We start from the raw sequence: 11,384 nt of genomic DNA, 5'->3' as shown, positions 1-11,384 counted from the left end.
TTTTTGCGGCTATGCATCGTTTAAATCAGACCGGAACATACATAAAAGAACAGTGCCTAAGCGAACAGCAACTCTTTGGAACGTAAAGGGACACTCATCAATGTAAATATAGAATCGATAAAGCCTTGAAGCGCACGTAACGGGAGAGAGAATATGCCTTTTATCATCAAAGCTGTTTCAATAGCGGTATCAGAAAATTGAAAGCCTCTACCACGTTTGCCATGGTGACTCTTGCATTGCCACGCTTCAACGGCTGAGTCATCAATCCAAAACGTTACTGAGCCTCGTTTACATAAGGCTTCATTATACTCATTCCAGTTCGTTATCTTATTCTTTGACTTACCCATGACACCACCATGCTTCTACTACATGGGATCAGATCGCAGGACTGAGGAAAAGTTCAACTGATTTAGTCAACAACGCCACTTTATATCAAAAGAATCTTGAGCTGGGTCGAATGGTAGATAGTTTGTACCAAACGACGAAAAGGTTGTTGTTAAAGGGGAATCGCTGGGGCAGTACGAGTGTACCGGAGAGAGCGTGCTTTGAAAGTAAATGAGTAGCGATTGAGCAAAACGAAATTTGCTTGTCCGATTCAGAAATAAAAACTTTACTCGATAACTTTGCTAAGTACGGAAATGTAGCAGCTTATGGCTCGCTGATTTATGCAACGGAGTACAAATCAGGTGAACCATTTTCCCAAGTTTGGATGAATATATACGCTTTGGCGATAACGAGAATAAGCTCTCGCCTGAATTAAAATCAAAATACGACCGTGCCATTGAGCTTAATAATGGCAGAGGCTGGGCTTATCATGGCGTGCAACAAAGCATAGAGAACTGGGAAAAACTGTTCAACGATAAGAAAATCAAAGGCTTCTTTGAAAAAGTCGGCACTATGTTTAATTAAATCGTGACTCTTTTATACCCAGCGAATGCTGGGCAGTGACATTAAGCAATTTGTCGAACAAATTATTGGTGGAACCGCATCCGCGCAAGGGTATGCAGATGGGGGATTGTATTATCTTATGGCCCTTCACTATCAGATCAACGACCTGAAACACATCAGTAATAGGTCTGTCGCGATGCAAACCAATACCGACTAGCAGCAAAACGACCAACTCAGTTGATAGCTTTCGTCTTCTCATGCTGGCTTTTTTACGCGCTTTACAATACAAAGGCTCCCGAAGGAGCCTTAGTTTTCATTACGTTTTTGTTTTGAGCTACGCAGTTTCTGTGACTGCTTGAGGCTTCTCTTCATCAGCTAGGTCTGTTTCACCTTTGCCTTTTGAAGTCCTGATTACATAAGCTGTGACAGCAAGAGCGAACAGTACGCCTGAAATGGTTGAGATTTGAATTGGCAAATCAAAACCTAGTGAACTGTTATTGAGAATGAAGGTAACACACACTGTCGTCATGAACATTGCAGGGATAGTGGTAATCCAGTGCAGCTTGTTATGGCGTAGTAGGTACGCGGATGCAGTCCATAGCATCATGACCGCGGTCGTTTGGTTAGCAAAGCCGAAGTAACGCCAGATAATGCCGAAATCTACTTGAGTCAAGATACCACCGATAACGAATAGTGGAACTGCCATCAATAGTCGGTTGCGCAGTGTTTTTTGATCCATGTTGAAGTATTCAGCAAGGATTAAACGGCTTGAGCGGAACGCTGTGTCACCTGAAGTGATTGGTAGGATAACCACACCTAGGAAGGCAATAACACCACCAAACACACCAAGTAGGCCAAATGACGCGCTATATACTACGTTACCAGGACCACCATTCTTAACTGCTTCAGAAAGTGATTCTAGTGAACCGAAGAATGAAAGTGCAATTGCACACCAGATTAGAGCGATAACACCTTCACCGATCATTGCACCGTAGAATACGAAACGACCATTCTTCTCGTTTTCCATGCAACGTGCCATTAGTGGAGATTGAGTTGCGTGGAAACCTGAAATCGCACCACATGCAATAGTGATGAAAAGAGCTGGCCAAAGAGGCATATCATTTGGGTTTAGGTTTGTTAGCATGTCGCTAACTTGGAAGTCACCCATAACAGTGTGTTCGCTAGAGAAAGCAATTGCAGTCATTAAGCCAACAGACATGAAGATCAGTAGTGCGCCAAATAGTGGGTAGAAACGACCAATGATTTTATCGACAGGAACGATGGTAGCAATGATGTAGTAAGCGAAAATTGCAATAACCATAGTTGTCATACTAACGTTTAGGCTAGTCTGATCGTTAATTAGGTTAGTGATCATTCCTGCTGGAGCTGAAACAAATACCACACCAACTAGCAGTAGAAGAACAATGGCAAAGATGTTCATAAAGTGTTTTGCGCCATTGCCTAGGTAGCGGCCAGTAATGGTTGGAACTGAAGCGCCACCATTGCGAACTGATAGCATACCTGAGAAGTAATCATGTACCGCACCAGCAAAAATACAGCCGACCACAATCCATAGCATTGCTGCTGGGCCGTAAAGGGCTCCCATGATTGGGCCAAAGATAGGACCCACACCAGCAATATTCAGTAGTTGAACCAAGTAGACTTTTTTCGTCGACATTGGAACGTAGTCAACACCATCTTGCATAGTATGCGCAGGGGTTTGACGTTTTTCGTTAATACCAAAAATCTTCTCTACGAATGCGCCGTAGAGAAAGTAGCCACCTATCAGGGCCGCGACACAGGTTAGAAACCACAACATAGCACTTGTTCCTTAGTGAAATTAATTAAGCTCACCATGCATACTAAGTCTTTCTCGGGCAATCATCATTCGCTTCTGAAGTGAGTGGTCGTATAGAAAAATGAGTGGTTTTCTGGGCTATTAAGTGGTTTTTTCTGTCAGTGAGTGGCAATTGTTGAAGTTTAGTGGTTTGATTAATCACTGGAGATAAAGTCAAGGAAAAACAATGAGGAAGATAATTGTCGTAGCCATATTGACGGTTCTGACTGCGTGTGTGAGTAGCCCTGAGCAACTCGCAAAACAAGGAGACTGGTATCAAATTGGTTTTCAAGATGGAGTCAGTGGTCACACTCAGCGTTCTTATAAAGAGCTGACAAGTTTAGGTGCAGTTAAGCAGGCAGATTATGAAACGGGTTACTCGGAAGGTATCGGCCAATACTGCAACCCAGATTTCGCCTATCAGATAGGATTGTCTGGTCAATATTACGAAGGTGTGTGTGAAGGTACAGAGAGTGCGCAAAAGTTTCGAATGGAATGGCAGCGTGGCTGGAATGAATACCAGAACTAGCCATTGTTAATCGCATATAACAGAGGGGAGCAAGTTAGCCTCTGCTCCCCTAGTTATTCAATTAATCGTTGTGGTGAAGCTGAACCGCTTTGCGCAAAAAACCGTCTTGTTTATCGAGTTTACTTTTTGCTTCAGCAACGTCCATTCCAGTGAGAATCATCAGAATGGCTACCTTAACGTCATAGTGAGTTTGTTCGAGCGTTGCAATCGCTTCACTGTTATCACAATCAGTTGCCTGCATAACGATGCGTGCAGCGCGTGCAACCAGCTTTTTGTTGGTCGCTTTCACATCAACCATTAGGTTCTGATAACTCTTACCTAAACGAATCATTGATGCTGTCGTTAGCATATTCAGCACAAGTTTTTGCGCTGTTCCGGATTTTAATCGAGTCGATCCTGTAAGAGCTTCTGGCCCCACAATTGGGCTAATCGCTATTTGTGCAATATCGGCGATGGGAGAGTCAGGATTACAGGACAGGGCAACGGTGGTTGCGCCAATTTGGTTTGCGTATTCGAGCGCTCCAATCACGTAGGGTGTTCTGCCGCTGGCAGCAATACCAACCACCACGTCATTGTGAGCAAAATTGATCGCTTTAAGGTCTTCGATGCCTAAGGTAAATGAGTCTTCCGCGCCTTCTTTCGCTTTTAAAATCGCCTCTGGTCCACCAGCGATAAGTCCAATCACCATCTGATCGGATACGCCAAAAGTCGGAGGGCACTCTGAGGCGTCTAAAACACCCAAACGACCACTGGTTCCTGCCCCCATGTAGATCAAACGCCCTCCGCTCTTAAATGCCTCTGTGATTTTATCGACGGCTTGAGCGATTTCAGGTAACACTTTCTCGACCGCCAGAGGAACCTGTTGGTCCTGTTGATTGATTCGCTTGACGATTTCACTTGAAGGCAAGAGGTCGATATCCATGGTCTCAGGATTACGCCCTTCAGAAACTAAATGTGAAAGTGCAGCGATAAGCGCATCATTAGTCATAGTTGTCCTTATTTATCAGCAAAGTACATCACACCAAGGCTAGCCAGTTTGGAGGCTCCGGTGACTTCAGGCAGATTGCTTGGCAGATTGTGAATGCGCCGATAGGCCAGCCAAGCAAAGGCCATCGCTTCGATATTATTACTGTCGACGCCTTTGTCATCGGTTCGCATCACCTGCCAATCTGGCAATAGCTCGGCTAAGCGTTGCATGAGTAGTGGGTTATGAGCGCCGCCACCACAGGTTAATAACTCTGGCGTATCGCCTAGTTTGAATTTTTTGACTTCATTAGCAATAGTTTGCGCGGTGTATTCACACAAGCTTCTTTGCACATCAGCAACCTTCGTTGAGTAACGGTTGAGGATGTTTTCTAACCAAGGCAAGTTGAACAGTTCGCGTCCGGTGCTTTTAGGTGCTGGAAGTGTTAGGTAAGGTTCATCAAGGAGTTCTGACAGTAGGTCAGTATCAATCTTGCCTTGATTAGCAAGCTGAGCATCTTTATCGAACGCGATACCTTGATGTTTATAACACCACGCGTCCATCAACATATTGCCAGGGCCTGTGTCGTAACCAATGATGGGGTGCCCCGGTCTTAACACCGAAATGTTGGCAATGCCGCCGATATTGAGTACCACAACGCTTGAGCCATTCGATTTGAAAATTGATTGGTGGAAAGCAGGAACCAGAGGGGCACCTTGTCCACCCAGTGCAATATCTTTGCGTCGAAAATCGGCGACCGTATCTATCTGCGTTAGGGCTGCAATGATATTGGCATCACCAAGTTGGATGGTAAAAGGCGCGTCCCCATTAGGTTGGTGGAAGACGGTTTGACCATGATTGCCGATGGCAGTGATTTCTTTTGCTGTTCGTCCGCTTTTGGCCAACAGCGCTTGTACTGCTTCCGCATAAAGTTTGCCGAGTTGATGATCTATGTGACCAATTTCTGGAAGCGTAGTTGATTGACCCAGTGACACATTTAGGATTCGTTGTTTAAGCTGCTCTGGAATGGCATGGTCATGGTTTTCCAACAGGCGAATATGACAATCGTCAATCTCGACCAGTGCAGTATCGATTCCATCAAGGCTAGTGCCAGACATAATGCCAATGTATAACTCTTTTGTGGTCATGCTCAATTTTCGCTAACAGTGAAGTTTAACCGTTGTAAACAGAGAATAATCCTAATAACCTCGGGAGCATAGCGAAATTGAGCTGGATGTGGAGAAATTATGGGACCGTTATGGATCGATGTGGCTGGTTGTGAACTGACTGCAGAAGATAAAGAAATTCTTGAACACCCAACCGTAGGTGGTGTGATTCTTTTTTCTCGAAACTACCATGATAGTGCGCAATTATTGGCGTTAAATAAAGCTATTCGTCACGCGGCTAAGAGACCTATTCTGATTGGTGTTGATCAAGAAGGTGGACGAGTACAGCGCTTTAGAGAGGGGTTCTCCCGAATTCCCGCTGCGCAGAGATATGCCCAGTTTGAAAACAGTGAGCAGTTAGCTCAGCAAGGTGGTTGGCTGATGGCTGCTGAGCTGGTGGCCCATGATATCGATCTTAGTTTTGCGCCTGTGTTGGATCAGGGGCATGAGTGTAAAGCGATCGGAGACCGTTCGTTTGGTGAGGATATGGATACCATCGTTTGCCATAGTCTCGCTTACATGAAAGGAATGAAATCGGTAGGAATGGCGACAACTGGCAAGCACTTCCCTGGTCATGGTGGTGTGATTGCTGACTCACATTTAGAAACCCCATTTGATTATCGCGATAACATTCTCGAACAGGATATGGCGATATTTAAAGCGCAAATCGAAGCCGGCATTCTTGATGCAATGATGCCAGCTCATGTTGTTTTTCCCCATTACGATGACCAGCCAGCGAGTGGTTCTGAATACTGGCTCAAACAAGTACTGCGTTACCAACTAGGTTTTAAAGGCATCGTTTTTTCTGATGACTTAAATATGGAAGGTGCGGCGATTATGGGGGGGCCAGCAGAGCGGTCTCATCAAGCATTGGTCGCAGGCTGTGACATGCTGCTGTTATGCAATAATCGACAAGGTCAGATTGAGGTGTTAGACAATCTGCCGATCATGGAAACGCCTGAAGCGGTTAATCTGTTGAAGACGCAAAGTTTTACCTTGGAAGATCTGCAACGCAGTGAGCAGTGGCGACAAGCGTCAGATGCGATGAAACGTATTTTAGAATCCTAACTGAAAGAGCCGCGACTGCGGCTCTTTGATTGATTGCTCAGTCAGTGAAAACCGAGTTTCTCTTTGAGGGTTTTAAGGTAACGACGACTCACTGGAAGAGGGTGATTGCTGACTGTGATAATTTCGGCCAAGCCATTTTCCAGTAGTTTAATTTCTTTAATGGCACTGATGTTGACGAGAAACTGTCGATGACAGCGAACAAGAGGTGTTTTCTCTTCTAACACTTTAAGTGTTAACTGAGACGTCGCTTTCTGTTCATGGGTCTGAACATGAACACCGCTAATGTCACTATAAGCAAACTCGACATCTTTAGTCGGAATAATAACGATTCTGTTGAGCCCAATACACGGCACCTGATCCAAACAAGGAGGAGCGATAGCGGCAATTTGCTCCTTATTGACTCGTTGTGTTTTCAGTAGTCGGTTAACTGTCTTAGTAAGCCTTTGGGTATCAACTGGCTTCAACAGATAGTCAAAGGCATTATCCTCAAATGCCTGAACGGCAAACTCATCATAAGCCGTAACAAACACGACTTTTGGCATCGTTTCGGGGTCGAGCATCGCCAGCAGCTCAATTCCCGTTATTTGTGGCATTTGGATATCGAGAAACACCACGTCAGGTTTAAGCTGATTGATTTTTTTTAACCCTTCGATTGCGTTGCTGGCTTGTTCGATAACTTGAATATGCCCAGTTTCTTCTAACAACTCTGTCAGTTCTTCGCGAGCAAAGAGTTCGTCATCTATGACTAATGCTGAAAGCATGGTGTTCCTTAATGAGAGTGTTCGTTGGGAATGATAAAGCTCATTCGCGTAAGTCTGTCCGGTTCTACTTCAATAGTGAGAGCCGAAGCACGACCAAATTTATTCGTGAGACGTTTGTCTACGATTTGCATACCTAATCCTAGATGGTCATCAGCGGGGGGAGAGTAACTGCCCGAGTTATCTTCAACAACGATACGATAACCCTCTTGCTCGACCTGACTGTAGACGCGAACAACGCCTCCGAATAGCAGATTTGATATCCCATGCTTGATGGCGTTTTCTACTAGTGGCTGAAGGGTAAATGTTGGCACTTTGCGACTGAGTAAACTTTCTTCGATGTCTATCGTTACTTCAAGCCTGTCGGTAAAACGCGCCTTTTCGATGGTCAGGTAGGCGTTCACATGGGCAAGCTCTTCTTTGAGGGTGACGGTTTCGATATCTTGCTTGAGATTGCTACGGAAGAAATGAGAAAGATGCTGAATAAGCTCTCTTGCTTTCGCGGGGTCTCGGCGAATAACTGCACTGATAGTATTTAGAGCATTGAACAAGAAATGCGGGTTGACTTGAGCATGGAGTAGTTTGATTTCCGCTTGAGATAACAAGGTTTGTTTCTGCTGGTAGTCACCAAATAGAATTTGGCTTGAGAGTAATTGGGCAATCCCTTCAGCCATCGACATATTGATGGTAGAAAACAGTTTTCGCTTGGGTTCGTACAACTTGATTGTTCCAATCACTCGTTCTCCCGCACGTAAGGGAATAATCAGTGCCGAACCAAGCTTGCATTCAGACGACAAAGAACACTGATAAGGCTTTTCCTTACCGTCGAGGTAGATAATGTCATTTTGTTGAATCGCATCTAATGTGCTTTGTGAAGAGATCGGGGTATTAGGTTTATGGTGATCATCCCCGATGCCTACAAAGGCTAGAATCTTTTCATCGTCGGTAATAGAGACAGCACCAACGTTGGTTTCTTCGTAGATGATTCGAGCGATTTTCTCTGCATTTTGGCTGTTAAATCCTAATGCCAGGATACCCACTGAACGTTCAGCTATGTTGAGTGCACGCCGTGAAAACGTGGCTGAATACTCTTCGAAGATGGTTTTTCTGTCATGCAGAATACTCATAAATAAGGCTGCGCCGACTGAGTTAGCAATGATCATCGGAGCTGCAATAGCAGATACCAAGTTATACGCTTGATCAAAAGGTTTGGCGACGATCAGGATGATCAGCATCTGGACGATTTCTGCCACTAAGGTAACGGCAAAAACCACACTCGGATTAAAGAGTTGTTCAGACTTTCCTTTACGAAGTAGGTAGATATGCAGTAAGCCACCAATCAATCCTTCGGCAGTGGTTGATATTGCACAAGCCACGTCGGTGAAGCCACCGAGTGAGTAGCGGTGTAAGCCTCCGGTTAGTCCGACAAAAAAACCAACAATAGGCCCACCAAAGAGTCCACCCATTACCGCGCCTATCGCTCGGGTGTTGGCAATGGCATCATTGATCTGTAAACCAAAGTAAGTCCCCATAATACAGAATAGAGAGAACAGTACGTAGACGCTCAACTTGTGGCTAAGTCGGTTGGATATGTTCAGCAATGGCAGAAATATAGGGGTCTTACTAAGCATGTAAGCCAGCACTAAATAGACACACATCTGCTGTAGTAGGGAAAGAATCAGATCCATAGCAATAAAATTAGGTGTGGATTTATCCCTTATTCTAGATAACAAACCGCAGAGAAAACATGCTTATCTCATCATTCTTCGCTAAAACCAGCCAAAACCTCATGTGTAAATTTAAATTTACATTGGTGTTTTTTTTTAGTTTACATGTTGCAATCTAAATTTGGGCTGTTATTTTATGTTTATTCAAGGCCAAGTGATACGGATGAATCTTGGTGTAAAAATAAATATACAGGTTTAGGTTATGCAAAAAAGTGAATTGAGCAATATCAATATTAGTGATGAACAGGTTCTGATTACGCCAGAAGAGCTCAAGGCAAAATTGCCTCTTAGTGACAAAGCTCGTCGCGCTATCCAAGAATCACGTCAAACCATCGCGAATATCATCCACAAGAAAGATCACCGTCTGCTTGTTGTATGCGGGCCATGTTCAATCCACGATATCGATGCTGCGAAGGAATACGCTAAGCGTCTTAAAGCACTTTCAGAACAACTGAGTGACCAACTGTATATTGTTATGCGTGTTTACTTCGAAAAACCACGTACAACGGTTGGCTGGAAAGGTTTGATCAATGACCCACATCTAGATGGCTCTTTTGATATTGAGCACGGTCTTCATGTTGGTCGTGAGCTACTTGTCGACCTGGCTGAAATGAATATTCCATTAGCCACTGAAGCTCTGGATCCAATCAGCCCACAATACCTAGCAGATACCTTCAGCTGGGCTGCGATTGGTGCCCGCACCACTGAATCGCAAACTCACCGTGAAATGGCGAGTGGTCTTTCCATGCCAATTGGTTTTAAAAATGGTACAGATGGTAGCTTAGCAACGGCAATTAACGCGATGCAAGCTGCTTCTTCAAGCCACCGCTTTATGGGTATTAACCGTGAAGGTCAGGTTGCTTTACTGACGACCCAAGGCAACCCAAATGGTCATGTGATCCTACGCGGTGGTAAGCAGACCAATTACGATTCAGTTTCTGTGACTGAATGTGAGCAGGATATGGCCAAGCATGGTTTGGAAGCTTCGCTGATGGTGGATTGCAGTCACGCCAACTCACGTAAAGATTTCCGTCGTCAACCTTTGGTTGCAGAAGATGTGATCCACCAAATCCGTGAAGGGAACAAATCGATTATTGGCCTAATGATCGAAAGTCATATTAACGAGGGCAATCAGTCATCTGATATTCCGTTAAGTGAGATGCAATATGGTGTTTCTATCACCGACGCTTGTATCAATTGGGATACAACTGAGGCACTATTACGTCATGCACATGAAGAGCTAGTCCCTTTCCTAGAGAATCGTTTGAAAGGCTAATGCAGAAGAGCACAAGGAACATCAATGGCCGTTGAATTGAATGAGTTGCGTGATCAGATTGACGCAGTAGATAAACAGATTTTGGATTTGTTAGCCCAGCGACTTGCGTTAGTCGAGAAAGTCGGTGAAGTGAAAAGTAAACACGGCTTACCTATCTATGCCCCAGATCGTGAAGCGGCAATGCTGGCTTCACGTCGTCAAGAAGCAGAGAAGAAAGGCGTGCCCCCTCAACTCATTGAAGATATTCTTCGCCGCACAATGCGTGAATCTTATGCCAGTGAGAAAGATTCTGGTTTCAAATGCCTTAATCCTGAGCTTCGCTCTGTGGTGATTGTCGGCGGTCACGGTCAGCTTGGTGGCTTGTTTGGTCGTATGTTTAAGCTTTCTGGTTACGACGTTAAAGTGCTTGGGAGCAAAGACTGGGATCGAGCTGATGAAATGCTTGAGAATGCTGGGATGGTTGTGGTGACGGTTCCAATTCATCTTACCGAAGGTGTGATTGAGAAACTGGGTCAGTTACCTAAAGATTGTATATTGTGTGATTTAACCTCGATTAAGTCTAAGCCACTGCAAGCGATGCTTAACGTGCACCAAGGGCCGGTGGTTGGTCTGCATCCAATGTTTGGTCCTGATGTTCCAAGTTTGGCTAAGCAGGTGATTGTTTACTGTGATGGCCGAGGCGAAGAGAGCTACCAATGGTTGCTGCAACAGTTTTCTATTTGGGGCGCGAGCTTATGTCAGATTGATGCGAGTGAGCATGATCATGGTATGACCTTGATTCAGGCACTACGCCACTTCACTTCATTTGCATACGGTCTTCACCTTAGCCGTGAAAACCCCAATATCGATAAGCTACTCAAGCTGAGTTCACCTATTTATCGCTTAGAGCTTGCTATGGTTGGGCGACTATTCGGTCAAGATCCTAATTTGTACGGTGACATCATTCTCTCTTCTCAAGAGAATATCGACATGATCAAGCGTTTTCACCGTTGTTTTGGTGAAGCCTTGGAGATTCTTGATGGCAAGGACAAACAGGCATTTGTTGAGAGTTTTGACAAAGTCAGTGACTGGTTCGGTGACTACTCGCAGCAGTTCCTTGAAGAGAGCCAAAATTTGTTGAAGCAAGCCAATGACTCCATCCACAGAGGATAGAGTTAGGGATGTAAAAAGA

The 11,384-nt window shown here is 44.7% G+C and carries 11 protein-coding genes and 1 pseudogene; 5 read left to right on the top strand and 7 right to left on the bottom strand.

Annotation, left to right across the window (positions count from 1 at the left end; genetic code table 11):
* Positions 1-71: 71 nt before the first annotated feature.
* Positions 72-347: pseudogene (locus tag ACQEXR_RS17000) on the bottom strand (transposase); the annotation flags it as partial.
* A 358-nt stretch (positions 348-705) separates the two neighbouring features.
* Here ACQEXR_RS17000 and ACQEXR_RS16995 point away from each other — a divergent pair.
* Entirely contained in the window at positions 706-909 is a 204-nt protein-coding gene (locus ACQEXR_RS16995) for a hypothetical protein (RefSeq protein WP_427020794.1), read from the top strand.
* Here ACQEXR_RS16995 and ACQEXR_RS16990 read toward each other — a convergent pair.
* Positions 902-1,147 (bottom strand): hypothetical protein, encoded by a 246-nt coding sequence (locus tag ACQEXR_RS16990; RefSeq protein WP_427020793.1) that lies wholly within the window; start codon positions 1,145-1,147, stop codon positions 902-904. The two genes, ACQEXR_RS16995 and ACQEXR_RS16990, sit on opposite strands and share 8 nt — an antisense overlap.
* Before the next feature lie 75 nt (positions 1,148-1,222).
* A complete protein-coding gene (locus ACQEXR_RS16985; RefSeq protein WP_427020792.1) occupies positions 1,223-2,707 on the bottom strand; it encodes a carbon starvation CstA family protein in 1,485 nt (494 codons plus the stop codon).
* Between the two features lie 205 nt (positions 2,708-2,912).
* On the opposite strand from ACQEXR_RS16985, the gene ACQEXR_RS16980 reads away from it, so the two are divergent.
* Complete coding sequence (locus ACQEXR_RS16980; RefSeq protein WP_426951081.1) at positions 2,913-3,254, top strand: DUF2799 domain-containing protein; 342 nt, start codon at positions 2,913-2,915, stop codon at positions 3,252-3,254.
* Between the two features lie 61 nt (positions 3,255-3,315).
* Here the strand turns inward: ACQEXR_RS16980 and murQ are convergent, their stop codons facing one another.
* Both murQ and ACQEXR_RS16970 read right to left on the bottom strand, forming a co-directional pair.
* The gene (gene murQ, locus ACQEXR_RS16975) at positions 3,316-4,242 is read right to left on the bottom strand and encodes an N-acetylmuramic acid 6-phosphate etherase (RefSeq protein ID WP_331427580.1); all 927 of its coding nucleotides are present in this window, start codon (positions 4,240-4,242) and stop codon (positions 3,316-3,318) included.
* Between the two features lie 8 nt (positions 4,243-4,250).
* Positions 4,251-5,366 carry an anhydro-N-acetylmuramic acid kinase gene (locus ACQEXR_RS16970; protein ID WP_427020791.1) on the bottom strand — a complete coding sequence of 372 codons (1,116 nt, stop codon included), beginning with the start codon at positions 5,364-5,366 and terminating at the stop codon, positions 4,251-4,253.
* 99 nt (positions 5,367-5,465) lie between these two features.
* Between ACQEXR_RS16970 and nagZ the strand changes: the two genes are divergently transcribed.
* Positions 5,466-6,452, top strand: coding sequence for a beta-N-acetylhexosaminidase (nagZ, locus tag ACQEXR_RS16965; protein WP_427020790.1), 987 nt, complete (start codon positions 5,466-5,468; stop codon positions 6,450-6,452).
* Positions 6,453-6,493: 41 nt separating this feature from the next.
* Here nagZ and btsR read toward each other — a convergent pair whose 3' ends face one another.
* Positions 6,494-7,213 (bottom strand): two-component system response regulator BtsR, encoded by a 720-nt coding sequence (gene btsR, locus ACQEXR_RS16960; RefSeq protein WP_138971371.1) that lies wholly within the window; start codon positions 7,211-7,213, stop codon positions 6,494-6,496.
* Positions 7,214-7,221: 8 nt separating this feature from the next.
* Entirely contained in the window at positions 7,222-8,898 is a 1,677-nt protein-coding gene (locus ACQEXR_RS16955) for a LytS/YhcK type 5TM receptor domain-containing protein (RefSeq protein ID WP_427020789.1), read from the bottom strand.
* Positions 8,899-9,139: 241 nt separating this feature from the next.
* On the opposite strand from ACQEXR_RS16955, the gene ACQEXR_RS16950 reads away from it, so the two are divergent.
* Entirely contained in the window at positions 9,140-10,213 is a 1,074-nt protein-coding gene (locus tag ACQEXR_RS16950) for a 3-deoxy-7-phosphoheptulonate synthase (protein WP_138971369.1), read from the top strand.
* A 24-nt stretch (positions 10,214-10,237) separates the two neighbouring features.
* On the top strand, positions 10,238-11,365 hold the full coding sequence (tyrA, locus tag ACQEXR_RS16945) for a bifunctional chorismate mutase/prephenate dehydrogenase (protein ID WP_269377372.1): 1,128 nt from the start codon (positions 10,238-10,240) through the stop codon (positions 11,363-11,365).
* Positions 11,366-11,384: the final 19 nt, after the last annotated feature.

It is taken from the genome of Vibrio sp. TRT 2004 (assembly GCF_050113735.1).
Lineage (GTDB): Bacteria > Pseudomonadota > Gammaproteobacteria > Enterobacterales > Vibrionaceae > Vibrio.
Note: the sequence above shows the minus strand (reverse complement) of the source record. Positions and strands in the feature narration are given on the sequence as shown.

Excerpts from the sequence above, each read along its gene's own strand:
- ACQEXR_RS16990 (WP_427020793.1), bottom strand. The coding sequence starts at position 1,147 with ATGAGAAGACGAAAGCTATCAACTGAGTTGGTCGTTTTGCTGCTAGTC.
- ACQEXR_RS16985 (WP_427020792.1), bottom strand. The coding sequence starts at position 2,707 with ATGTTGTGGTTTCTAACCTGTGTCGCGGCCCTGATAGGTGGCTACTTT.
- ACQEXR_RS16980 (WP_426951081.1), top strand. The coding sequence starts at position 2,913 with ATGAGGAAGATAATTGTCGTAGCCATATTGACGGTTCTGACTGCGTGT.
- murQ (WP_331427580.1), bottom strand. The coding sequence starts at position 4,242 with ATGACTAATGATGCGCTTATCGCTGCACTTTCACATTTAGTTTCTGAA.
- ACQEXR_RS16970 (WP_427020791.1), bottom strand. The coding sequence starts at position 5,366 with ATGACCACAAAAGAGTTATACATTGGCATTATGTCTGGCACTAGCCTT.
- nagZ (WP_427020790.1), top strand. The coding sequence starts at position 5,466 with ATGGGACCGTTATGGATCGATGTGGCTGGTTGTGAACTGACTGCAGAA.
- btsR (WP_138971371.1), bottom strand. The coding sequence starts at position 7,213 with ATGCTTTCAGCATTAGTCATAGATGACGAACTCTTTGCTCGCGAAGAA.
- ACQEXR_RS16955 (WP_427020789.1), bottom strand. The coding sequence starts at position 8,898 with ATGGATCTGATTCTTTCCCTACTACAGCAGATGTGTGTCTATTTAGTG.
- ACQEXR_RS16950 (WP_138971369.1), top strand. The coding sequence starts at position 9,140 with ATGCAAAAAAGTGAATTGAGCAATATCAATATTAGTGATGAACAGGTT.
- tyrA (WP_269377372.1), top strand. The coding sequence starts at position 10,238 with ATGGCCGTTGAATTGAATGAGTTGCGTGATCAGATTGACGCAGTAGAT.